The sequence below is a fragment of the Thermovenabulum sp. genome, from assembly GCF_049701175.1.
GTDB lineage: Bacteria > Bacillota > Thermosediminibacteria > Thermosediminibacterales > Thermosediminibacteraceae > Thermovenabulum.
This window is the reverse complement of sequence record NZ_JBNATW010000004.1, coordinates 62617-87849: the sequence shown is the minus strand read 5'-3', so window position 1 is coordinate 87849 and position 25233 is coordinate 62617. Positions and strand designations below refer to the sequence as shown.

Genomic DNA, 25233 nt, shown 5'->3' with positions numbered 1-25233 from the left:
TCCTTCTTATTGTTAAGAAACTTATATTACTTCTATTTCTTCAGCAACAACATAAATGGTTTCCCCTTTTGTTGTTGCCAAACGTCCTTTTATATTTACCTTCCGGTCAAGGAGATTTCTTTTATCTCCTTGCGTCAGTACTACAATATATGTTTCAATATTATTATATACATACTTCATCTTTAAGAGCAAATACTTTCTGTTGTTTTTTATCACTTCGTTTATTTTAGTTATAAATCCGCTCAGTACCAAATTATTTATCGAACCGTATTTGTTTAATAATCCCCTTCTTACTTTCTCAAATTTTACTTTCTTCATATAAGTTACCATATCTACTACCTCGGGTAGTCTGCCTTTGTTCGAAACGTAATCGTCTATGCCTTTACCGTCCTCTATCAGCCAATATGCTACATTTACTCTGATGTCCGCCTTTGCTAAATTGTTATACAAGTTTATTACCGCATTTGTTACATGATCGTTCGTTATAGAGTCAGCATCATAAGCAATTATTACTTCTCCTATCTCCCTTTTTTTAAGCTCCTCTATAATATTACAGCTCTTCCATGAATGCACTCCGGGCACAGCTATGAATGTTTCCCCTGTTTTTGCATAACAAATATCCGCTTTTAATGGCCCTTCTGTTATCCATACCTTCTTTACCCCTTCTTTATATCCAGCCACGTGATATGTTACTTCAGCCTTCGCTCCTTGGTTTTTACCAGCCGACGAGAACCATAAGTATTTTGCTCCATCTACTGCTTCGTCCAATCTTACTTGTATGCCTTGAATCGTGCCATCAAAATCCTCCAACGGTATATATATCCCTTTATATGATGTTATGTCCCAAAAACGACCGTTCTTGAAAAAGCCCGGGATATTGTTTATTTCATACCTTGATGCTATGCTGCAAGCTATATGCATTGTGTTCTCCGGCAGAGGAGCCGTTCTATACCTTCTTTGTATTATGTAACCTTCCGGCAGTCCTCTTTCCTCTTTTAAATGTTTTAAATGTGCTTCGCTTAATTCAAGCCGGTTTAAAAGTTCGCTGTATATTATGTGTTTTAGCAGTCTGTTCCTTTTGCTTTTAATTTCTTTTTCTTCTTCTTGATTGGATATCCTACGCATTGATATACCTTCATTTATATTGTCCCTGTCCTTTATCTTCCCTTTCGCCCCGCATAAAAAGCAGTTGTACACTCCTTTTTCAAGGTTCACATACATATGATATTTTTTATCACCGCAGAATGGACAGCATATCCTTATCTCCCCGCTTGGTGTGCTTTTATGCGGGCTGTATTTTATATCGTCCATAGTTAATATGTCCCACAATTTTGATACCTCCTTTTTATTGATACTTCTTTTTTGTCATGCCTTTTTATACCTCGTCTTCTTATTCCCTTTTAAAGGTTATTCATCCTCGATACCTCCTTTTCCTTATTCCCTCTCATATAATATACTACAAAATAATTAAGGGAGGCTTTTAGCCTCCCCCCTGTTCTTTACTTCCGGAAATTTACAAAATAAATATTCTCGTATTTATATACATCATATACTTTTTTCTTGTTCCTTTGTTTTCTTGACAATTTTTTCTCTTCATGCATATAACTGTCGTTATCGCTTTTATATATTAATGTTTTGTCAATTATTTTATCTGCTGTTTTTTCTATAAATTGTGCAATCTTGTTTAGAAACGAAAGCAAAATACTCAGACCATAAAGAAATAAATAGTAAAAATTTAGTACTATTTTTACCGCCTTCTTATTCACTTTTATATACCTCCTTCTTATTGAGAACTTAATATAACCTTCTTCTTACTTCTTTTTTTTAAAAGTGCATGTCTACTACTGCAACCCAGTATCTTTTTATTTCTTCCGGATCGGTCGGTATAACAGCGTTTCTTTCTTCAATATTATAAACAAGAGAATATTCTGTTAGCTCTGCTTTTTCAGGGTGTTCTAAATGCCACAATGCTTCTTCGTAATACTCTACAATATTGCTGTAGTCTGTGCCTTTTTGTCCCGTTTCTTTTATCATATTCATTAACCACTCTTTTTCGTCTTTCTCGTATCTTCCATAGACTTCTTTTAAGATGTCGTAAACTTCTAATAAGGGCACTATATCATCATCGTATAGTCCGTTATATACATCCCTGTAAACAGGTATGATTCCTTCATAGTCCGGGAAGTATTTTCTAAAAAGCTCAAATGACCTCTCCCTTTGTTCTTCTTCGGTTTTATTAGGCCCTATTATTGCTAATCCTAACTTATCATATTCTTCCCAGAAATTTTTATATTGTTCAGGATATTGTTTCTCTAATTTTCTTAAAGTGAAATACCCGCTCCATCGTCCTCCAAATACCCACCAGTCCCATAATGGTTTTATACAGTTTTCATTCTCTACATAGTATTCTTCCATTTATTGGAAACCTGCAATTTGTTATTGCTTGTTATACGTTCTTGTTATTGTCTAATCCACCTCCTCATTATTTAATTTATTGAAAATTATATCATCTTCACTATTTTGCTAACAATTTGTTCATCTACAAAATCGCTGTTCATGTATTGGTCGGATATTTGCCTTAATTCTTCACTGTCCCCACCTATAAGCATTGTTATAAATCTAATGTTGTGTTTTTTCTTTTCTTCTTTTATCTTTTCAATATACTCTCTCCCAAGAGTATCTTCACCATCAGTTATAAATATAATATCCGCTCTTTTGTATACTTTTTCACTCTTTATTATCTCTATTGCTTTGTCTATAGGTTCCCTAAAATTGGTTCCTCCATTATAATGCCTTAGAACTACATTTAGTATTTTTAAACTATTATCCTTTCTTGGATCAAAGTGCGTAATCCCCCCTATATGGCTGGTAAATTGAATTACTGCAAATTTCCTCTTCTGTTTGTATGCCCTCTGCAATATTAACATCATAAGTGCTTTGGCCCATATTTCTTTTGTATAGTCTGCCATTCGCTCTTTCATTGAACTGCTTTCGTCTATGCATAATATTATAGGCCCGTATCCTATATTGTGTTTGGTTTCGACTTCATACACCGCTAACTCTTTATTGAGATATTTAACCGTAAATTCCTTTTTGTTTTTCTTCAAAAGGTTTACCTCATACGGCAGTAAATTGGATAAATCGTCACCTAATACAATGCCTTTATATTCTTCTCTTGCTACATCGTTTACTTTGTCTTTTCTCCCTTCTTTATACGTTAGTTTCATTCTTCCTGCTAAATCTGTTATCTTTTTTATCTTTTGGTATGCAAAACTATTATTATGGCTTATATATTCTATTATCTTGGTTACTTTGTCAGGATCAATCAGGCCTTCGTATATGCCTGCTTCTTTACCTGCTTGCTTCCCAAAAGTATTTATTATGTTTTCTATCGTATCTATTTCTTCAAATTGTTGCTGCAATTCCTTTTTTATTTCTTTTGATACGTTATTGTATATTTCCTCTAACTTTGTATTTATTTCATCTTCCTCTCTGTTATTTCCATCATTCTTCTGTGTTTCTCTTTTTACTTGGTTTATTATTTGATTTATATCATCATTTTTTTGTTGTATTAATTTTTCCTCTAGTTCTTTATCTTTTTTGATTTCTTTCATTATTTTGTCTAGTATTGTATATGTTGCAACGATCGTTTTTGGCATGTTTAATTGGCATTGCTGTTTTATTTCCTTTACGTCTTCTAGATTTGTTATCGTATCAAATATTTTTTCATTGTTTTTATTTTCTATCTCATCTTCTTTTTCAGGCTTTACCTTGTAAAGATAATATATGACGTCTCTTAAAAATATTTCGGGGGAAATTACTATTTCACTGATTGTTTTTGAAACATCCTGTAATTTCCCTGTTGTGTTACATATCCTTTTGTAATTTTTATTGTCAATATAATCAGTTTTTATTATGCCTTTTTGAAATAAAGTACAATCTAAAATATTGTCCATCATCCAAATATTATTCATCATATAATAATACCGGCTTATCAAAAGCCGGTATTTGCTATACCTCCTTTCTATTGTTTGTGAAAACTGTCAAATACTTTTATTCGGTATTCCTTTATTTCAGCATCATTAGCTGTAATGTTTTTATTAATTCATCTATATTGCGGTTTTTCGTATAGTTTTTAAAAATTTCTCTTACTTCTCTTTTAGATATAATATTTTTTTGAACTTTATCCTCTATTAAATCCAATAGCTTTCTGCTGTTTATTAATTTTTCTGCCTCACTTGTTATTTCTTCTTTTTCAATACATTCCAGCATTATCCCTTTTACAATATCTCTGTATTCCTTTATATCAAACTTGTCCATTAAATCCCATATCCCTTTATACTTAACCTGCCCCCAGTAACCGTATTTAAATGTACTTCTTTTATTAATAGATCCCGCATAATAATCGCATATATCAATATATAATATCCCTTTTTCCATCATTTTAGACAGTAAGTTCTTGTATGTCTTATGCCATATGTTTTCATATAATGTATATCCCTTGCTTTTATATTCCTTTCTTTTCTGCACAGCTCTACATCTGATACTTCCCATATGGCTTTTTAATCCTCTTATATCCATTATTTCACCGCATTTGGGACATTCTGCCATATTCCCCTTTTTTCTTTTGTTCTTTTTTTAGTTTTTTTAGCTCCGTTTTGTTTAATTTACGTGTACCACAATAAATATCCCAACCATCTTCATAGATTATTGTTTCCATATTAAATAACCTCCTTCTTATTTTTTTATAAAGGGCTGGCTATTGCCAGCCCTTTATTTAATACTTCCTTTCATTATTAACAGTTCGCCTTTTTGCTCATCTATGGTCATTTCCATTCCATATCCTAGTTCCATTTGGCATATTAATTTGCCGTCAAACCAATGTGTATCTTTGCCATCGCTGCATACTCTTATCTTATCTTGTAAATGATATTTCGCAATGACTAAAAATACATTGACTGCTAAATCGTAAGGTTTAAATGCTGTCTTACAGAATTGAAAATAAAGACCATTTTTTTTCGGTTTTTCCCATTCTAATGGCTTGTAGTCTCTTGGGAAATAGAATGATTCATGAGAACAATCTCCATCGCATGTTCTTGTTTCTATCAGCTTCCCTGCATACCACTCACCAGATATTTTGTTTTCAAGGTCAATATTCACACCGCCTGCGTTTTCCGACGGCCATAATATACCCATATCTTCTGTTGTATGTCCACAATTCCTGTCTCCGTTAAAACTTACTTCATTCTCGTTAATTATTGGTTCTCCTTCCCCTAATGGGCCTTTTAAAACTACCCCATATCCTTTTATAATAGGGAGAACTTTTCTAAAATCCTCAACTATTTTTGAAAATACATCAGGTTTTATGTTTTTCGGTCTATACCAGTAATGAGTGTATCCCATAATATTCCAATGCAGCGGTTTTTTACCGCTGCAAGATACCTCCTTTCTATTTTTTTAATTTTTCCTTTTTATTCTTTTTATACCAATTCTTTTATGCCAAAATATTTTTCCATTATACCCTTCAGCAAGTTATTCGATAGATCTGCTGCATCTTTTATGAGTTTTTTATTCCTTATCCTGTTGCTTTCTTCTATCTGTTTTATTTCATTTTTTATGTCTTTAATCTTTAATACCAATTCTGTCGCATAGTTCGGATTTTCTCCACTGTCTTTTTCTACATCATTTTGTATCTTCTTAAGTGTCTTTATTATTTCCTTTATTTCTTCATTATATGGATCTATTATTCTGCTTATTATATCTTCTATCGTCTTTTTGCTTTCCTTATATCTTGGTTCATATATTATGTGTTTTAATATCATTAAATCATCTACCTCTGCGTTATTCCTTCCCTCATATACTGCTGAGGCTTTTACTGCTTTTATCGTCTTTTTCCATCTTCGGTCAGATATATAAAAATCCGTTATTTGTTTTTTTATCTCATATATTGCATCATATATGCTGCTGTCAATCTTTACATTATCTGCTTCTTGCCATATTTTCCCCCAGTTTACTTTTTGTACCCCATTATTATTGAGGGACTCTTCATCTTCCTGCAGCATCAATATAAAATTGTCTTTTGATTTTATTGGCTCTACTTCAAGCCTAAATAAAAACCTATCATAAAAAGCTTGCAGTATATCCTCTTCTTCCCCATCAGGAAGTTCATTACTTGCTCCAAATATTGTTACTGTTTTTGCATTTTCCATCTGAGTCCCGTTTCTGTATTTCCTCTCCTGCATTATAGAGAGCAAAGCATTTAATATTGCCGGAGATGCTTTAAATATTTCGTCTATAAATGCTATTTCATTATCTGGTAGCATGTTTTTCGTTATCCTTCTATATTCGCCCTTTTCAATAAGGTTTATATCTACAACGCCAAGCACTTCATCGGGTGTTGTAAACCTCGTTAAAAGTGTCCTGAAATACCCAAGACCCGCTGCACTGGCTATAGCCTCTACTAATGCTGACTTTGCCGTTCCCGGTGGCCCTAATAAAAGGCAATGTTCCCGGCTTATAATTGATATAACCATCGTTCTTATTATTTCTTCTCTTTCATAAAATTTCTTAAAAACATCAGAAAAAATACCGCTCAGCATATTTTTAAAATACCTCCTTCTTATTTTTTAAAACATACGGCAGGTACAATGCCTGCCGTATGTATATACTAACTATTTATTAAGATATAATTAATCTGCTTTTTGATAATGTTTACTTTTTCTTTCAGATGTTCTAAATCTTTGTTAAGCATTGTTTCATACATCTCTATTTCTTTCATCATATTGGCAGTTTGTGACAGTATTTTGCTTAGCTTCTGCGGGTTCTGTTCCGTTATTATTAGTTCTTTTATTTCCTTTATTGATTGATCTATTTGTTCATTGTATTTCTCATAAAGCATATCCCTTGATTTTGCCTGATCCATAAGCGGTATTGTGAAAAATTCACAGTTTATTTTTTCTACAAAATTCTCCAGTTTTTCCAGCATTTCTTTGTGCATTTTGGGTACGAAATATACGCCCCCAGATGGCCTAACCGCTATCGGATTCATGCTCCAAAGTATATCCCTTACAATTCTCCTAATATGGCTACCATCATAGTTTTCTTTATATTCTTTGTATACCTTTTCTATGTTTATATCAAAGGATTCATTTCCAAGGCTTATCATTTCTATCCTGCCCGTTTTTTTGTCTAATATAATGTCTGCTGTTTCTTTATATGCTAATCTTCTATTATTTGCATCAACTGTTTCTTTTACTACTTTTCTTACTACAGCATTTTTATTGTTGCTTACATCCCTTATCAATATATTTTCGTATATATTAGGATCATTAGTCGGCAGTTTTTCTTTTTCAAGCGATGATGTCGCCCGCTTAAATGCATCAACATCATTTATCGCCTTTGGATGGTATGATTCCGGAATACCTACATCTTGCATAATACTCTTAATATGATCTACTTTGTATTTTACTTCATGTATGGTAAACCAGCATAAATAACCAAGTATACTGGTGTTTTCTTCCTGTACCCCCACTACTTTATTAACATCTATTGTTGTCATCATTCTTTTTTATACCTCCTTCTTATTTAATGGCTGAGCCTTTTTATATTCATTAAACGTTCTATTATTGCATTTCTTTCTATATATCTGTTTTCGACGATCGTTATAAGATTGCACTCTGCTATCATAAACAGCATCGAAACAAAAAATATTCCCAAAAATATTGACGGTGTTAGTACTCCGTATGTTAAAAAAAGAAATATAGTGTTGGATACTAGAACTGATGTAAAAATAACATCTGCTTTCTTTGGGAAAATACAGCAAAGAGTTATTGCTCCAACTATTAATACAGCATGATAGCACGCCACAATTAGCATTATCTGGGCTATCTTTGAGATAGCCATGTTTGTATACCTCCTTCTTATTGTTTTTTATTTACTTCTTTTTTATTGTTCTGCCAGTTCGTCAACCAGCAGAATATTATCCTTTATTCTTCCAGTTATCATAACATCCTTTTTATTTTTTATATTCTCTAAAATATTTTTTATCGCTACCACTTTAAATTCACTTCCGTTTACTCCGTTTACTATTGCTTTTAAATTGTCGCCGTCTCTGTTTATTTCTGCTTTATATGTTTCTTGGTTTTTGCTAAATCTTACTTCATCGGTCTCTATTACTATTTTGTTATTCTCTTTTCTTATCTTTTCTTTGCTTATTTTTAAATAAATTTCTTCAAGACTTAGTAGTGTTTTTTCTACAGCTTCTTTCCCTTTTATAATTGCTTCACATATTTTACCTTTTACTTCTGCCGTTGCTTTTATTTCTGTTTTGTTTTCTTCTTCTACTGCATCAAGTATTTTTATAATCCTTGCTCTAACATACGATTCATTGCTACTTTTGCTTTTGTTTTCCATTCTATCTTGTTCTTGATGTTTATTTTCATATAGCAGTCCTTCTGTTTCCCCAAAATACTCCTTTAATGCTTTAGATATATACTCCATTTTTAACCTCTCTTCGTCTGTGTTTTCATGAGTTTCTGCCACATCGTAGTATGTAGTATATGGGACATTAGCTTCATCTATAATAGTGCAGTAAATCCCTTTTATTACACTACCCCTTTTCCTTATTATTTGCCTTGCTATGCCTCCTTCTATTACAAGTATATCCCCTTCTTTTACAATACCTATATTTATACCTTTTAACCCGTATTTCTTCAGAAGCTCTTTAATCATGCTTCCCTATACCTCCTTTTTATTTGTCTTGTTGAGCTTCACATTCCTTAAACTATTACTTTTTATTTTGAAAACTTGTTTTTTCCCCATAAAAAAATAAAAACCCTTTCTTTTTTTTCAAAGTGATTGAGTCTATGTTTTGATAGATGAATATTTGTTTGTAAACTTTTTTGTTCCTGCTAATAATAATAAAAGCCTATGCGATTATCGCATAGGCTGTCGGTCGTGCCTAATAGCCTTAGTTATTTAGTTTGCTTTTATTATAATCGATTTTGTTACTATTGTCAATAATTTGCTTTGCAAGTAATTATGTCCTAAATCGTTCGCTTTCTATAAGTATATTGCCTGATTTTTTGTAGAAAGCGAGACCATCTTTTAATATGCCATCCCATGTATACCTTACTGCGTTTTCCTTACCTTTTTGAATCCTCGCTATTTTCTCAGCCTGTTCTTTTGAACCTGCCACTATAATTATTTTATCATCTATATCCTCTATAATTTCTGCTGCTTTTATTTCTTCTTCTGAACCCGACCATATCCGTGGTACTACTATTATATATTGGCTTCTCTTTAATATTATCTCAGCTATTATACTGTCTGCCCCAATTGTCCTATATGAAACGCTATCACCAAAATATTTATAAAATTGAACATAAAGCTGCGTTGATGCTGCATATTTTAATGCCATTAACGTATTTATTTCTAACTGCTTGTAAACCTTATCCTTTAATAATATTTCTCCTCCTTTGCCCAGCTTATACAGTGGCGGTGTTCGTTCAATATGCAGTTTATCTACGTACCCTAAAGAAAACAACCTTATAAGTGATTTCTTGGCCGATCTCTGTTTAATAGAAAGTAATGATGATAATTGTAAAGATGATGCTACTCTGCACTTGCCTATCGCATGAAGGATATTTATATCATTCTCTGCAACCAGAGGTATCATGCTGCAACCTTTTCTCTCTACGATCAGTTTCTTTTGACCCATCGGATCTCCAGAAAACGGGCCTGTCATCGTATGCCCCGGTATCCCTTCATTCGGGAATACTTCGTCTGTAAATTCTTTGAATTTTGATTCTATGTTTTGTTCTATATATAGTTCCCCCTTTCTGTGTGCTGTGTTCTGCCGGTATAAAAAACTTAAGGGGGTTATACTTTTTTTACAACCTTTACTACGTATCCATACATTTTTCTTTCATCTTGATCTATTTTTGTAAGTTTCACCAGAAGTTCGCTGCCTTCGTTTGGATTGCCATACGGCAGATGTGGCACCATGCACATCACCGCAGGTTCAAATTCTATTAAAAGCCCTTTAGGAAATATCTTTACCAGCTTGCCTACATACAGCCCTCCCTCATTATATTTGTCAGGTACATATCCCCATGGATCAGGTAAAAGCTGTTTAATAGACACCTCAACGTATCCTGTATCTTTATCAAAAAATATAACTCTTACATCAAAAGAGTCCCCTGTCTGTATATAGTTCCTTACATCATCAACATAACCCCATGAAACTTCTCTTCTGGGGAGGGTTGCCGTTATTCCACCTATATCTACATAGGCTACTCTGTCAGTAACGTGCTTTACAACGCACGTTCTAACAGGGCCTAATGATTCCATCTTTTCGGTTAATTTATTTATTTCATTGTACAGCTCTTGCATCCTTACTTTGTCCCCAATTTCTTTCGCTTTTCTGTATTCTTCTTTCTTCTTCTGTATTATTTTGTATACTTCCAGCATTTTTTGTGCATCTTTGATGAGTGTCTCCCATGTTATCCCGCTCATTTTTTCTAATGCTTCTTTTCTCGATAAATACACTATATTGTTTTGTCTATCTATATGTTTTACCTTAAAGTTTACCATTGTTCCAACTAAGTAGTGCAGTTTTTCTTTTGGACGTAATCCTGCTTCCTCTTCAAATATTATCCCTTTAATATTTTGATTAAAAAATACTACTAAAGCATCTTTACCATCTATTTTTTCTATCCCGACTACTTTTTCCTGCAGTATTGCCCCTGTCTTCATTGCATCATATAAGTCAGGCAGGGTATCTTTTAAAAATTCTTTCTTTTCTCCCGCAAAACCTTCCGGAAATACCGTATTTATTTTGTTTGCCATAAAATATACCTCCTCTTATTCTTACTATTGATTTAATTTCCTTTTTATTTTTTTGATATAAATGATTTTTATTATTATTTCTATATGTTCTTCCTTAATTTTATTATATCATCGCTAAATTTAAATTTAAACTGAAAAAATTAAGCACTATACGGAAGGTGTATAGTGCTTAATTTTGTGAACTTCTTTATAGTTTTATATGTGGTATACTACGCATAATGGTTCTCTTTTATTATACCTTCTTAATTCTACTTTGTATCCCTGCTTTTCTAATTCTTCCTTCCGTTTTATAGCTGATATGTCACTTATTTCTATGTGATTGTGCGTACGCTCTATATTTTTGTTTAATATACCATCCGTAAACCCGTATATTTTTTGATAATACGTTGATAACATATTATTTTTTATTCCTCCTTTTTATTGTTTTTATACGTCCTTCTTATTGTTTCTTAATTTTTATTTTATACTAAATTTTGTTTATTATCTACTTTTTTATATGTTTTCTTTATTTCTTTTTACAAATTCTTCTATCCATTTTCTTATCAACTTTGATATGTTCATTGATTCTTTCTCTGTTATTTCCTTGAATTCGTCATATAAAGGCTTGGGGATTCTTATATTAATTATTTTTATGTTCTCGTCACATTTCATAATAATTTCCTCCTAATCCTTGTCTTTTTTACTAAATTCTAAATTATTGACTATTTGCCAAGCAAATTCCTTATAAATGATGTTTTCGCATTCGATATAGAACTTTTTATTTGCTGCCCCATCTTTGAAATGTTCGATTTTAGGGAATTAATTTTAGATGTTATATTAGTTTTCGTTTTGATAATTGTTTTTGATACAATAGTATTTGTTGTTTGGATATTAGTTTGGATTTTAGGTATTAGATAATTTTCTGCTTTGCGGATACTTGTGATGGTTTTTGTTAATGCCTTATCTGCTATTACTTTCACTTTTGGTGCAATATACTCTGAACCAATATATGTAAATAACACATTGCCAATGACTCCACCTATTACTCCGCCTATAGGGCCTGCAACAAGTGTCCCAATCAATATACCGAATTTTTCACCGGCTAATCCACATGAATATGCACAACCTAATTCTACAGCTAAACTAAGGGAGCCTCGTATTGCATATTCTATACTACGTTTTTTATAGGCTAAATAAAATAATTCCCCAAAATCTACTACATTACTTGCAGTATCAAAGTATTTGTTAAATTTATCTAGACCTTCAAATATCCTTCTGAAAATGTGCGGTCTGGCTTCGAGAACAATTTGGCTTCCTTTTTCAACAAGAGTATTCTTTGAAAACTTCGAAGACAACTCTTTCCCTAATGCAATTGATGTCTCTTTTATTAAATCGTCTTTGTTTTCTTTAAAAAATTTTTTCAACGTTTTTAAAATACTCTTTCGATATTTATATATTTGAAGAGCAGCCCATGTGCCCATTGAAAGAACAAAAGGATCGTAAGGAATGTTTTTATTACTTTTTGGTGGCTTACCATTACTTCTTTTAGATACGTTTGTTGCATGTGCATTACCAACAGGAGTTTTTGTTGGATTTCCGTCAGCATTTCCAATACTTATATTCATTAATTCCCAATGACCATTAGTATATTCAAAATAAAATTTTACATCCTTCTCATTTGACTCATCATTATCATTTGGTGTAAAAGTAACTATGATGATGCCTTTACCTGCAGATATTTTCCCTGTTGCAGAATGTTGGACATCAAATTGTGCATCGTCTATTGCAACCTCTACCCAATCCGGGTCTATGTATTCTTCGCCCGTAATCTCATCTTTATTTTTTGTGCCTGTCGTGCTCTCTACCGTTTGTGGATAATGTGTTTTGCAAAATTCTATAAATGAATTCTTATCTTTGATATTTTTTAGAATCTCATTGTATGTATTAACATCATTATTGTAAACGCTTATTATTAATTTATTGATAGTGCCAATTGCTTCTACACAGTCTGGCATAAATTTATAATTACTTTTATCGCCTATATAATTTTCGTCTAATTTTAGTATGTTAGGATCAAAATTGGGATTAAATATACTATCATTTCTATTAAAATATACTGTTTCCCCATTGGTTTGACCTTCGTCAGCATAAATAGGAGATGATTGATGAACAATGATACATAATAATAATACAAATAAAAATATGCTCGTTTTTATGCTATTATTTCTTCTATTATCTCTTCTATTCATACATCATCCTCCATGAGCTACATTAAACATGTCTATATTATTAAAATGAATCATATTATCTTACTTTTATTATACTTTATTTTGCAATATTTTGCAATATTTTGCTTTACTTTGCTATATTTTGATATATTTTGCTTTACACTTTATTCGTTTTAATTTTATTTTATTTTTCTAAAAATAAAAAACTCCCCTCTTCTAGTGAGGAGAGTTTGCCAATAACCCATGTAGTTTTAATTAACATTTTGGGAATCCATAACTTTGTTTACGATTTTTATTAACCCATGTAGTTATAAAAAAACGCTTATCAACAGGCATTACATAGAGGCGAGTTTTACAATAGCCATAATGTTGTCTATATTTGGTTTTTTACCTGATATAGTAAAGAAAAATGCCGGAAAATAAAAAAGTAAGCATAAGAGAGAAAATTGTTTACCCAATTTATCTACCTATATAGTGAAATAAAAACATGGAGGTCAAATATATGCATATACATTATCTACCCATATAGTGAAATAAAAACTATAACAACAGTTACGGCCACAAACCAAAAGATCTCTATTATCTACCCATATAGTGAAATAAAAACCCTTCTTTTTTTTATATTTGTTATCCTTCTAATTTCTATTATAAAACATTTTTCCTTTTTTATGAAGCATATTTTTTGCAGCGAAGCAACAGTGCATATTTCGTATTCCTTTTGATTGCTTTTATCACCCCTTAATTTTTGTGTTTCCTATATTCTTTTGTTATTTTCCTGCTTCGCTGCATTGAAGAAATCCTAACATTGGCTATAATTCCTTTATCTCTATCCTTACTCCAGTTTTTTCTTCGTATTCCCTTTTTATCGTTTCTTTATCTTTTTCCTGCAGTTCTCCTTTAGCTACCCTTATTTCTGTATAGTTTGAACAGAAGCTTACCCTCGGCTTTGTTATGCCCCTTTCTATCAGCATCTTTCTTGCTTCGTCAATTAATACATTCTGCCTGTATGTCTCCGCTATCTCTATATCCCATCCCGTCTGCTGCTCAAGTTCTCTTATCGTTTTTTCATACCGCCTTCCATATTCAGGCGAAACAAAACTCAATACCATCCTGCCCTCATCAGGATACATCCCTATCTTCACTTTGTAATTTGCATCTCTTATCTCTTTATTTATCCTATCATCTATTATCTTCCTTGCGTAGTTCTGTTCTAATCTTGCCCTTTTGGGAGTGTTTTCGTTTTCTTCTCTTTGCTCTTTTATCCCATCTATCCTTATATCCAACCCCGTCTCTCTTGCTATGTCTTCTATTACTTTCTTAGCTTCTTCTTCGCTTTCCCCTTCCTGCAGCTTCACTAATATATAACTCCCCTTAAATGAAGGCCCTTTTGCAAGCTCTATTCCCGCTTTCAAAAGCCTCCTTACTATCATTTCGCTTATATATGCCGTGTTTATGTTGTTCGATACTTCTATCTCCCATTGTGTCTCTTTTTTCAGTTCCTCTATCTCTTTCTTGCACTTTTCTGCATATTTTGGCGTATGGAAATACAGCACTATCTTCTCATTTTCAAAACCTATTTTGTATAATCCATAATTGCCTATCTTATCTTCTATCAGTTCCCTTGCTGCGTTCTGTTCCATCTTAACAGATCTCTTCTCTTCTTCGTATTCTTCTCTGCTCTTTATATATACGGTTGATTGATAAGGATTGACTTTATAACGGTCGTTAGTTCGTATTAAATTTATAAATTTGTTCCTTTCTTCTTCCGTTAAACCTTTTTTATTTTCAATCCCATACCATACTGCCATTAAATCGCCTATCGTTATATTTGTCCCGCCTTTGCCGTTGTTTATCAAATGCTCCCACAATAAATCCGGATCTATTTCTTCTTCTCTGTTTTTGTTTAACGCTATCTCCAATGCTTTCTCCTCAAGCGAGTACCTTTTCCTTATGCCCTGAGGAAGATTGTATTGATAGGGCTTCCCTCTTTCCGCTATCTGCGTAACCGCTGCTATTTTTGAGTTTGTTTTTATGTCTCCATATAAGCTTTCTAATGCGTTTCCATCTCCGTGAACAAGTAGAATATAGTCCGATTCTATTGACTCTAAAAAGTTTATTATGCCTAACCTGTCAGCATGTGCAGATAACTGGCATTTTTCTACCCTGCATTTTACCTTCCTTTTTATCCCGTTTAATTCTATTTCCCTTTCATCTTCCGGCTTTTCAGCAAGCTCCAATAACTTCCTGCCGGGCGATTCTTCATCTTGGTATCCAACTATGATTATTGCATTCTTTTTATCCCCTATTAGCCTTTCTGCGTAAATTGGAGAAAGCCCCCCTGTTAACATGCCGGAACTCGCTATAATGACGCAAGGCTCATTGCTTTCTAATATCTTCTTCCTTTCTTCGTCGCTCTCTACTTCCACTATCTCATCCGTATAAAACAAAGTGCCTGTTTTGTCTATTTCTTTATAGCATCTTTTCGTCAGGTAATTGCTCATGTTCTTATATATGCCGTTTATCCTTCTTATCAATCCGTCCACATATACCTTGTATCCCTTTTTCTTGTTGTCTTTTATCGCCAGTATCACTTCCTGTGCCCTGCCGAGTGCAAATGCAGGGATCAATACCCTGCCGCCGTCCTTTATAGTCTCTTCTATTATGCTCATCATTTTCGCTATTTCGTCCCTGCGTTTAGGGTGCATCCTTTCTCCATATGTCGCTTCGCTTATTACTACGTTCACTCCTTCGTCCAAAAAAGCCGTCATTGATTGGCCTTCTATCGTCCTCTGCCCAAAAGTCGTATAATCGCCTGTATAAAGCAGAGTCCCTTCATCGGACTGAAGCAGGACTCCCGCTGCACCCAATACATGCCCTGCGTTCAATAATACCATGCTTATGCCATCGGCTATCGGATATGTCGTCTCATAGCCGATCGTTATAGTGCTGTTTATCGTTCTGTCTATGTCGGACTCATCGTAAAAGGCCAGCCCGGTCGTTGCCCTTGCCACCTTCAGGGCATCTTCAAGCATAACCTGCATTATGGCTTTTGTCGGCGGAGTGCAGTATATCCTCGCTTCAGGAAATATTTTGTTTATTGCGGGAAGTGCTCCGCAGTGGTCTAAATGAGCATGGGTGATTATAATTGCATCCAAATTTTTGCCTTCTTTTCTGAGATTGTCTAAATAGCTTATGTCAGGAAGTGACTCAGTCCCTTCTTCGTTTACCTTTATACCTGCATCTATCATTATGTTTTTGTCTTTTATCTTTATTACCGAACATGAAGCCCCTACTTCTTTAGCCCCGCCTAAAAATATTACTTCCATCATTGCTTTCCCCCTTCCATGTTAAACATAAGATGTTAGGAAGTGTAGTGTAACATAATGTTACACTATACTTCCTTAACATCTTCTTTTGCATTATCGTTTTGCTTTTTGCTGTTTGTTTGCTTTTTGATTCCCTTGTTTGTTAGTGTTTTTGCCTTTGTCTGAAAACCTTGCCTTTCCTTTTTTGAGCTTTATTTTTACCATTTCCGACGGTGCAAGGGTTATCATCCCGTATCCTTGGCTTCTCCTAAAACCTATACCCAAATTTATGATATGGTTTATATCCTCAGGATCTCCTGCAATGTAAAATCTTCCGCAGTATCCTTTGATTATACCTTCAAAATTGTCCACTTTTATTGTGTTTTTTACTATGCTGTAAACATATTTTTTCGTATCCTTATCCTTGACCGGCATAAGGTTTATCGGCTTCTTCAAGGGCCTACCAAATACGGCCAAAAATACCTGATTCATTATATAGTTCAGCGATTCGTTAAATTTATTCGCCTCTTTTTCTATGTCTATAAGATGCCCTTCCCTGTCGGTTACAACAATCGGTGTTACAGTTCTTATCTTTATACGCCCACTTTTAATATATGGCTCCTGTTTTATTACGGGATCAAATGCTATGTTCCACCCAAATGCCACTTTATACGCTTCTCTGGATTTCTTCAGTTCTTCTGCCATCTTCTGCAATAATTCCTTATCCGCTGCCGATACTATTATTGTGAATATGCCTTCCTTTAATTTAAGCATATCCCCTTCTGCTTCATAAAGTTTCTCTTTATTTTGCTTCTGTTTTTCCATTTCTTCTTTCGTCTTTAAGTAATTATACGGTTTCACTCCTATACAGAAGGGTTTCGGTTTTTTATTTGCCCTTACCACTCCGTTATCGTTGTAATGATAAAGTTTTTCATATTCTATTGGGTCTATGCTCTTTATTACGTCTTTTATAAACGCTACCGCCTGCATGTTGTAGTTTCTGCTTATCTTGTCAGCTTTTAAGGTTATGAAAAGCTTCGCCATTTTCCTTCCTCCTTCTCATCACATACAAATTATCGTTCTTCCATTTACTTCATAAACGCTGTTTTCTATTCTACCCTTTATTTTTACTTTAAACGGTTTAATATCGTTAGTTATTCTGTAGTATCTCATCTTTGGCTTTCTTTCTAAACCTTCTATTTCCATAGAATATGCCATCGGGACTCCTATTGCCTTCTCCGGTTCGGATATAATCTCAATGTTGTTCCTGTCAGAAGGGATTATGCTGTTTTGTTCTACAACCTTGTCTTTTGCTTCTTCAGGAGAAAGTTTCTTAAAATCTGCCCATGTAATCTCTCCTATCATTAATGGATAACCCTGCCTGCCTAAATATACGGCTTTTTTAGGATCTCTTTTCTTACGCTTTTTCTCTTTAATTACGCCTTTCTCAAACTTCTCCAGCAGTTTTTTCCCTTCTTCATTCGTCGGTATGGCCGTTACTTGAAATATTACGTCTTCTCTGAACGGATTTCCTGCATTGACTACTATCTTCCATTCCTTATTAAGTACTGAATCGCCTGCGATTTTCTTCAGGAGGGTTTTTGCTTCTATCAGAATGTCTAACATACTGCCTTCCATCAGCTTTGCATACGCTTCCGTATTTCTCTGTATCTTTGCAAATGCTCCTATTATGCCAAGGACGGTCGTTTTTGGGACTATCGTTGCTGTATCATTCTTGTTGTTGGGGAGCCCTACCGAATATTTCTTTGCCCTTATCTCAAATACAGCAGCTTTCATAAAATATATCACCTCTTTATATAAATTTTGATGTTTTTATCTCCTATCGCTCTTGCAACTTCTTTTTGATATACCCCTTAACGGAGCCGGAGCTACCCCTTATTTTCTGGATATGACATATTACTTCACCCCGCTGCTGCCTTTGCCTGAGGCATCAGAGTATTGGAAAAACAAGCATAGCAGTATTCTAAAATCATCTCCGGCAGGACAGATACACCTTTTACAAAAAGCATCTCTCCTTCCCTCAACATTTCTTCAACTATCTCTATCACCCTCTCCCCGGATAATTTCATATCTTGAATTAATTTCCTTATCACGTTGCCCAAACGGCTCTTTACACCTTCATTCTCAGCATAAAGGTAAAATCCCTGCCGTACAAGCCTCTCCCTCACCGCCTCAATACACTCTTTTTCCTCATTTTCTCCTGCTTCGGCTGTTTTTTCAACTGCTCCTATGTTGTTAACGTCATTTTTTGCAATGTTTTCTTCTGCATTTTTGCATTCTTCTTTTGCTTCTTCTTTTGCCAAGTATGCATTATTAAATGTTTTTTCCATTTCATCGTGCGTACATGCTGTTTCTTCTTCAGACCTAAATGGTGTAGAGTCCTCTCCAACAGCCACATTATTTGCTTTTATTGCTTCGGCTATTTTTTTATTGATAGCCATGTTCTTGAGCACACCCACTGTATAAGCAAGTGGGTTATATACTTTGTTGGATGTTACAGCTTTTACCGTTATATTTGCTGCTATTGTTGCTGCAGCGGTATTTGTGTATTTTAGCATTTTAAAATCTTCGGAGAATGCCTTATAAAGTAGATAATATAAAGTTTCCTTCGTCCCTTGCACCTTTAATGTATTTTCAATTGCTTCAGCAAGGGCAAAAAGGAATTTCCTCCTCCTTTCATGCTCCGCCCTTTTTTCTTCGCTTATCTCTGCTACTTTTTTGCTGTCGCTTGCCTTAAAATAATTAATTTGTTTATCTGTATGTATGTCGGTTTGTTTGTATATATTATATAAGTCATCTCCTTTCTTGTCGTTATCTATATTATTGGAATTTTTTAAATCATTAACCATTTCAGAAATACACAAATCATTATTAATCTTATTTTCCATAGCTAAGACCTCCTTATTAATTACATAAATGCCTTTTTTCACCTTTCGAACGTAACCCTCAATAAAAGCGGTTTTTAGTAACCTCTGTGCCGTACGAATGGAACAACCTTCTGCCAGTGCTATGTCCTTTGCTGTAATATAGTGCTTCGTCTCTTGCTGTGATTTATTTTGCATATTTTGTATTGACTTTTTCAATATTTTTGATATAATAATTACTGACATAGGGTTACGTTCCTTTCGTACGGCACGGGCTACGTGCCGCTTTTATTTTTTGGGCTACACTTTATATTATATTTTTTCCCTTTTTGGATTTCAATTTCCTTTTTTGGCAGTATATTAGACTTGTCCTTTTTGCTTCGTTTTTATTTTTCCATTTTCTTTGTTTTGCTCTAATTTTTATATTTTTCTTTTTGTTCGACAATTTTTGTATTTTCAAGGCAAGGGTTTTAACCCTTGCCTTTGATTTTTGTATATTTTTTTTATTCTAATTTGGTTCCGCATACCGGGTTATTTAAAGCATCATATACAGAAATATAATACACAATTGTTGGGTATTTTGATGTATCTACTTGTGTTACTTTTATGTTTATAACATTCTATAAGTTTTTTTATAAATTTGTTTCCCATATTTATTACCCTCTAATGCTTTTATTAATTTTTGTATGTTGATATTAGTTCTTGTATTTCTTTTTTGCGATCTTCAGGAGCTTCTTTTAGTGCTTTATCTAAATATTGTATGGCCTTTTCTTTGTTGTTTAAATTTTCATAATATATCCGACATATTGCTATTAAACTATCTATATAATGTCTTGTAGATGGTTTATTTGTGAGTTTCTCAAATTCATTTATTGCTTCATTAAACCTTTTTAGATGCCATAGCGATAGTCCCTTGAAATATGTTATTGAATCACGGCTTGTTTCACTTAATGGATACTTTTCGGTTTCCGTAAAGTATTTTAGTGCAGTTTCGTAATCTCCTATTCGTGTGCTTAAACTTGCTGCAGTATAAGCATATAATTGTTTGCTGCTTTCTTCTGTAAGATTTTCAAATGCTTTTTTCGCAAAGTATCTCGCTGTTTCATATTGCCCTGATTGTGCATAAAGTTGTATCAGAAATTCATAGAAAATTTCAGGGGAATAACTTCTTTTGGCACTTTGAGGTGGTTCAAATACGATGTCGTCTATATCCGAATAATTAATATCATTGTACTCTATTGTTATTTTTGTCCCATCAAATTTTTCATGAGTTTCACTTATTATGCCCCAGTTTTCTTTATTTATTTTTATTGTAATATTTGTATCTTTTTGAGGATCGTTATTTTTCTCTGCTTTTGCATTCATTATCAACATTATTTCGTTATCAGCTGTCTCATTTTCCGCAGTTATTTCGTAGTCTTGTATGTATTTCTTAAATGATGTATTGACATCTGTTATTATGCTTTGGCTTATTCCATTTAGTTGATTTATGTCTACTGCATGTAATGTATTGTCCCCTTTAAAATACACCCACATTTCTTTATTATTTATCCCAATTGTTACCCCATTGTTTGGTTGTAAAAATTTGATTAATGCTTGTTTTGGCTTTTTTATAAACAATTCTGTCTTTGTTTTTAGTTCGTCATTAAGTTTTGTGGATACTATGCAATGCATTGATTGGTTTTTATTCAGTTGTTCTTCTATCTTTTTAAGTATTTCTTCGGGATTGTTAGCAATATCCTTATTGTTGTTTGGTATTGCTTCTTGTGTAGATTTTTGCTTCATATACAGGTATGCTGCGTTAATTGTTAAAGTTGCTATTAAAAATAACATTAAAAGCAACAAAGTTCGCCTTTTCATTGAATGTTTTCCTCCTTATCTTTTTTTGATAAGTACAGGGCAAAGGGTAAATATCCCTTTGCCTTATTAACTTAGAAATATGACCTATTGTTCATATCGTATATAACCCACTTATTATTCTCTTTTCTTATATTAAACTGCCATTTAACAGTAAAAGAAGGTTTTTCCTCTATTATTGAATTGTCAGTAGTGTTCTTTTTTACATATTTCCACGTTTCTTTTGCAAGTAGAGTTATTTCATTTAGGCTGTTGAAAAACTTAATTTCTTCATAATTTATATCTACCAAATTAGCTTCCAAATAATATCCATAATTTTTCATATTATTTATGTTGTATGATAATCTGTCATACAATGATTGTGTCAAAAATACAGGTTGTTTTGATACGAATGGTTCGTAATACGAAGGATCAAGTTCTTTTGAGGCTTTTATATCGGCTTCTATAAAATTGTTTATTAAATTTGTTATTTCTTCTTTTATTTTTTCTGAAGGCTCAAAATCATAAAATCTTATATAATTTTCGTTGTTTTCAAATTCTACAGGCTGTATTAAATCAGCTGTTAATTTGTATTTTGGAGAGAATCCTATAAAGCATTTATATTGATAAAATCCCGGATTTTTAGGATTTATTTCTTTGTCGTTTACGAACACTTTGATTTCAGGATATGTCTCTATAGTTCTTATTTCACTTAAATTATCTCCTATTATCTTCCATTTTGGCCACCTTTTGCTGCCAGTATTTAAAAGGAAAAGCTGTATTGTCTCATTATTCCCATTTTCTCGTGTTATATATCCTAAATATTCTTTGTATTTGTCTTTGGAATATTTTGTTTTCATTTCTGTTGTCCCCAAAGTATTTAACAAGAGATTGTTAATCTCATTGACGTCTTGTTGTGTATCTAAGTCTATATTTGTTATTTTACCTTTTATTTTTTCTTTGTCTTTCATTGCTTTAATAAAATCGTCTTTTGTCAGAAATACATTTGAATAATTTTGGCCCTCAAAATGTAACATGCTATAGGCTTTATTGTAATCACTTGTTCTTAGAGCTGTTAGAAAATTCTTTGCAATGTCCTCGGGTTTAGCAGGACGTAGCAGAGTTATTACAAAAATTATTGCTAAAATAATTGCTGCGTACATAATGTATCTCTTAGGGAGGAATATTGTTTTTGTTTTCTTTTTGACCGGGGTTTTACATTTTGGACATATTTCTGAATTGTCTTCTAATTTTTCTCCACAGTTTCTACAATACATTCCAAATACCTCATGTTTTTTTTTATAATATAATTTTTGTTTTTTAATTGTTTTTAAGTTTTATTGTATTTAATTTTTAATTTAAATACGTCTCCCCCTTGCCTTAATGTTGAATATTATTTTTTGTTGCTATTGTTCCAAGAGAGAAATACCTAGTATGATAACAGCAATACCTATATACTGTATTGGTTTTAATTGTTCTCCAAAAATAAAATGAGATAACATTGCTACAATTACATAAGTTATACTGTTTAACGGAACAACTATTGAAAGTGGCTTGTCCCTTAAAAACATCAACCAAAAAATATAACTTATGCCATAGCAAAAAGCAGAAATATAAAAATATAGATTTTTTGTCAATCCAACAATGTTTTTTAAGTTATATGTAGAATATTTTGCAATTATATGCCCTGCAGAACCAAGCATTATGGATATGATTATATATATCATTGTTTCTTTTCTCCTTACTTAGGTTTATTTTCCTTTAAAAATCTTTCTCCAGTTATTAAAAAATTTAATTTATTTGATATAATCTTTATGTATTAATTGTTGTAGGAGGGAATATTATATTATGCATAATAAAAATGTTTCAGGAAAATCCAGAGGAAATAACTTGAATGAAAACAAAAATAATACAGATAAGAAAGACAAACCCCCTGCCTATAAAGATGAAAATAGACTGAAAGAATTAAAAGTCATCCAGATAGTGCTAAATGATGGAGAAAAATTCCTTGCAAAAATAATTGATGCAGGACAATACTGCATTGAAGTGATGACGGGAGATAATAGGCATCTTATTATCCCTAAACACAGCATTAAATATTATGTTGTAGTAGAAGATATCCCTCTTTAAACGGCCCTCCATATAATAAAAAAAGCAACAGAGTTAATATTATTGCCTCTGTTGCTTTTTTGTTTTATCTATACAACAAAAAAGTTATCATCTTGAGTTACTGTTTTCTTTTTTTCTTCTTCGTTTGTATTGTCTTCATTGTTGTTTGTTTTCACATATATATCTTTTACTTCATCGTAAATAATGTTTAATTTTTTATTATTTTCTTTAATTGTTAAGTCATCTTTTATTTTTAAGCGTTTTTGATTTTTATTTGCTTTGTTTTTATTCCATCTCTTTTTGTCCCATTCGCATAAATCAAAATCACCCATTATCGGCATAATTGGTTCCCCATCTTTTACTATCCTTACTATTCCCTTGAATCGTGGTATTTCTAACAATTTTGTATAATCAAATCTCTTCTCCTTTTTTGTATCTAATCTGTAGTTTTCTTCTTTCCAGAAAGGCATCAACAATATTGACGAATCTCTTTTATAAGAAAATACCTTCTCTAGATATTCAAATTCCCCAAATTCCTTTGAAAACAGTTGTGCATCCCCTTCGCTTCCCAAATTGAGTATAATTTTGTTCCTGCATGTTTCTAAAACTATGTTCTTAAAATTATGCTTGTCTTCATGTACTAACTGTTCAGTAGTTTGTAATGCTAATACCGTCGCACATCTAAACGAACGACCTATTGCCAAAAGTCGCTCAAAATCAGGATTTATATACCTTGGAAATTCATCAATATATAAAAAATGCGGCGTTCTTGTCCTCTCTGTACCCGGCCTTCTAAATACCGCTTGCTGTAAATGCATCATTATAAACTGACCAAAAGCATCTCCTAATTTGCCAAGATTGCCCATCGCCGTGTTTACTATTAATACTCCGCCTTTCTCTAAATGCTCATCCAATTTTACATCAGATTTGCCTATCAATACCCTCTGCAACATGCTGTTCCCTGTTATGTCTTCAAGCTGTAATCTTAATCCTAATGTAAACTGGTTTATCTTGTCTTTGTTTTGCCCTAAAACTTCTACCAAGAAATATTGTACTAATGCTGTCGTTCCTTCTTTGTTTTTTAATTCTTCTACATACTTCATTAACATGTTTTCATTCCTTAATACTTCTACCATGTCCATTATTGTTGCATTATTTCCTTTGATTTTTTTTACCAGCAATGCCGTGTTTCTTGCTGCGATCTCTTGGTTCAATCTAAAAAATGCTTCCTGTTTGCCAAATAGTGAACGCAATACCGTCCTCATTATTTCGGCAACCGTTTCAGGATCTCCTTCCATTGGATTGAAACAAGGTGTCCCGGGATCTATCGGGTTTATATATACATACGGTATTTTTAGATCCCTGCACATTGCTGCTACATCGTCCGCAAAATCTCCCTTCGGTTCTATTACGGTTACACCTAATTTTTCGCCTTGTGCTATTGCTTTTAAGTCCTGCCATATCATTGGTTTTAATACCCTGCTGCTTTTGCCCGTACCTATCGTCCCTACAACTATGGTGTGTAAGTATCTGTCTATATGTTTTAACACTACAGGCTTGTTTTGGTATTTGCATATTTCTATATCTAATGTATTCTCTTTTTTTATTTCCGGATGTTTGCCTTTATATTCAGGCTTGTTCCTGCCCTGCCCTTCTCTTACCAAGTACAATATTATCCCAAACGATATAACTATTAAAAGTATCGGAAGAATCTTGGCTAAATTGCTTATTAGTTTTATATCTCCTTCCGTTACCCAAGGATTGTCCTTCATATTTTCAATCCATTTCCCCGCTTTGCTGTATAACATATATCCTAGTATGACGCTCGTTGCCGTTAGTATGCCAGCTACTCCCGTGATGTAATTAATAAAGGCCCTATACAGGCTGTTTAGTATGAATGCTACAACGCCCGTTGCTATGGATATAAATATGTATATGGGTATCTTGTGAGGATTAGCATAGAATTCTATAAAGCCTATAACGCCCGTTATTGTGGATATAGTGCCAAGTATCCTTGCTATTACCAGCATTTGTTTACTTATA

At 33.1% G+C, this 25233-nt stretch carries 25 protein-coding genes; 1 reads left to right on the top strand and 24 read right to left on the bottom strand.

What is annotated here, in order from left to right; genetic code table 11:
* Nucleotides 1-21 precede the first annotated feature (21 nt).
* From ACPLVF_RS02330 to ACPLVF_RS02220, 23 genes are all read right to left on the bottom strand, one after another.
* The gene (locus tag ACPLVF_RS02330; protein ID WP_424906218.1) at nucleotides 22-1329 is read right to left on the bottom strand and encodes a DUF3854 domain-containing protein; all 1308 of its coding nucleotides are present in this window, start codon (nucleotides 1327-1329) and stop codon (nucleotides 22-24) included.
* 170 nt (nucleotides 1330-1499) lie between these two features.
* Complete coding sequence (locus ACPLVF_RS02325; RefSeq protein ID WP_424906217.1) at nucleotides 1500-1766, bottom strand: hypothetical protein; 267 nt, start codon at nucleotides 1764-1766, stop codon at nucleotides 1500-1502.
* Nucleotides 1767-1824: 58 nt separating this feature from the next.
* Nucleotides 1825-2415 (bottom strand): hypothetical protein, encoded by a 591-nt coding sequence (locus ACPLVF_RS02320; protein WP_424906216.1) that lies wholly within the window; start codon nucleotides 2413-2415, stop codon nucleotides 1825-1827.
* Nucleotides 2416-2501: 86 nt separating this feature from the next.
* Nucleotides 2502-3977 carry a vWA domain-containing protein gene (locus ACPLVF_RS02315; protein WP_424906215.1) on the bottom strand — a complete coding sequence of 492 codons (1476 nt, stop codon included), beginning with the start codon at nucleotides 3975-3977 and terminating at the stop codon, nucleotides 2502-2504.
* A 91-nt stretch (nucleotides 3978-4068) separates the two neighbouring features.
* Nucleotides 4069-4611 carry a hypothetical protein gene (locus tag ACPLVF_RS02310; RefSeq protein WP_424906214.1) on the bottom strand — a complete coding sequence of 181 codons (543 nt, stop codon included), beginning with the start codon at nucleotides 4609-4611 and terminating at the stop codon, nucleotides 4069-4071.
* A complete protein-coding gene (locus ACPLVF_RS02305) occupies nucleotides 4586-4720 on the bottom strand; it encodes a hypothetical protein (protein WP_424906213.1) in 135 nt (44 codons plus the stop codon). Before ACPLVF_RS02305 ends, ACPLVF_RS02310 begins: the two co-directional genes overlap by 26 nt.
* A gap of 53 nt (nucleotides 4721-4773) precedes the next feature.
* Nucleotides 4774-5403, bottom strand: coding sequence for a hypothetical protein (locus ACPLVF_RS02300; RefSeq protein WP_424906212.1), 630 nt, complete (start codon nucleotides 5401-5403; stop codon nucleotides 4774-4776).
* Nucleotides 5404-5480: 77 nt separating this feature from the next.
* The gene (locus tag ACPLVF_RS02295) at nucleotides 5481-6599 is read right to left on the bottom strand and encodes an AAA family ATPase (protein WP_424906211.1); all 1119 of its coding nucleotides are present in this window, start codon (nucleotides 6597-6599) and stop codon (nucleotides 5481-5483) included.
* A 68-nt stretch (nucleotides 6600-6667) separates the two neighbouring features.
* Nucleotides 6668-7561, bottom strand: coding sequence for a DUF6744 family protein (locus ACPLVF_RS02290; protein WP_424906210.1), 894 nt, complete (start codon nucleotides 7559-7561; stop codon nucleotides 6668-6670).
* Nucleotides 7562-7584: 23 nt separating this feature from the next.
* Entirely contained in the window at nucleotides 7585-7902 is a 318-nt protein-coding gene (locus tag ACPLVF_RS02285) for a hypothetical protein (protein WP_424906209.1), read from the bottom strand.
* Nucleotides 7903-7944: 42 nt separating this feature from the next.
* Nucleotides 7945-8730, bottom strand: a complete 786-nt coding sequence (locus tag ACPLVF_RS02280; protein WP_424906208.1) for a hypothetical protein — start codon at nucleotides 8728-8730, stop codon at nucleotides 7945-7947.
* A gap of 307 nt (nucleotides 8731-9037) precedes the next feature.
* Nucleotides 9038-9745: a hypothetical protein gene (locus tag ACPLVF_RS02275; RefSeq protein WP_424906207.1), complete on the bottom strand. Its 708-nt coding sequence runs from the start codon at nucleotides 9743-9745 to the stop codon at nucleotides 9038-9040.
* A 134-nt stretch (nucleotides 9746-9879) separates the two neighbouring features.
* Nucleotides 9880-10848: a S1 RNA-binding domain-containing protein gene (locus tag ACPLVF_RS02270; RefSeq protein ID WP_424906206.1), complete on the bottom strand. Its 969-nt coding sequence runs from the start codon at nucleotides 10846-10848 to the stop codon at nucleotides 9880-9882.
* Between the two features lie 195 nt (nucleotides 10849-11043).
* On the bottom strand, nucleotides 11044-11244 hold the full coding sequence (locus tag ACPLVF_RS02265; RefSeq protein WP_424906205.1) for a hypothetical protein: 201 nt from the start codon (nucleotides 11242-11244) through the stop codon (nucleotides 11044-11046).
* 96 nt (nucleotides 11245-11340) lie between these two features.
* Nucleotides 11341-11499: a ribbon-helix-helix protein, CopG family gene (locus ACPLVF_RS02260; protein WP_424906204.1), complete on the bottom strand. Its 159-nt coding sequence runs from the start codon at nucleotides 11497-11499 to the stop codon at nucleotides 11341-11343.
* Between the two features lie 50 nt (nucleotides 11500-11549).
* A complete protein-coding gene (locus ACPLVF_RS02255; protein WP_424906203.1) occupies nucleotides 11550-13076 on the bottom strand; it encodes a hypothetical protein in 1527 nt (508 codons plus the stop codon).
* 788 nt (nucleotides 13077-13864) lie between these two features.
* Nucleotides 13865-16384: an MBL fold metallo-hydrolase gene (locus ACPLVF_RS02250; protein ID WP_424906202.1), complete on the bottom strand. Its 2520-nt coding sequence runs from the start codon at nucleotides 16382-16384 to the stop codon at nucleotides 13865-13867.
* Nucleotides 16385-16474: 90 nt separating this feature from the next.
* Complete coding sequence (cas6, locus tag ACPLVF_RS02245; RefSeq protein ID WP_424906201.1) at nucleotides 16475-17404, bottom strand: CRISPR-associated endoribonuclease Cas6; 930 nt, start codon at nucleotides 17402-17404, stop codon at nucleotides 16475-16477.
* Between the two features lie 18 nt (nucleotides 17405-17422).
* A complete protein-coding gene (locus tag ACPLVF_RS02240) occupies nucleotides 17423-18157 on the bottom strand; it encodes a hypothetical protein (RefSeq protein WP_424906200.1) in 735 nt (244 codons plus the stop codon).
* A gap of 125 nt (nucleotides 18158-18282) precedes the next feature.
* On the bottom strand, nucleotides 18283-19491 hold the full coding sequence (locus ACPLVF_RS02235; protein ID WP_424906199.1) for a hypothetical protein: 1209 nt from the start codon (nucleotides 19489-19491) through the stop codon (nucleotides 18283-18285).
* A 429-nt stretch (nucleotides 19492-19920) separates the two neighbouring features.
* On the bottom strand, nucleotides 19921-21105 hold the full coding sequence (locus ACPLVF_RS02230; protein WP_424906198.1) for a hypothetical protein: 1185 nt from the start codon (nucleotides 21103-21105) through the stop codon (nucleotides 19921-19923).
* Nucleotides 21106-21176: 71 nt separating this feature from the next.
* A complete protein-coding gene (locus ACPLVF_RS02225; RefSeq protein ID WP_424906197.1) occupies nucleotides 21177-22358 on the bottom strand; it encodes a hypothetical protein in 1182 nt (393 codons plus the stop codon).
* A gap of 129 nt (nucleotides 22359-22487) precedes the next feature.
* Complete coding sequence (locus tag ACPLVF_RS02220; protein ID WP_424906196.1) at nucleotides 22488-22808, bottom strand: EamA family transporter; 321 nt, start codon at nucleotides 22806-22808, stop codon at nucleotides 22488-22490.
* Between the two features lie 163 nt (nucleotides 22809-22971).
* Between ACPLVF_RS02220 and ACPLVF_RS02215 the strand changes: the two genes are divergently transcribed.
* Complete coding sequence (locus ACPLVF_RS02215; RefSeq protein WP_424906195.1) at nucleotides 22972-23211, top strand: hypothetical protein; 240 nt, start codon at nucleotides 22972-22974, stop codon at nucleotides 23209-23211.
* Between the two features lie 68 nt (nucleotides 23212-23279).
* On the opposite strand, the gene ACPLVF_RS02210 is transcribed toward ACPLVF_RS02215, so the two are convergent.
* A complete protein-coding gene (locus ACPLVF_RS02210; RefSeq protein ID WP_424906194.1) occupies nucleotides 23280-25220 on the bottom strand; it encodes a type IV secretion system DNA-binding domain-containing protein in 1941 nt (646 codons plus the stop codon).
* Nucleotides 25221-25233: the final 13 nt, after the last annotated feature.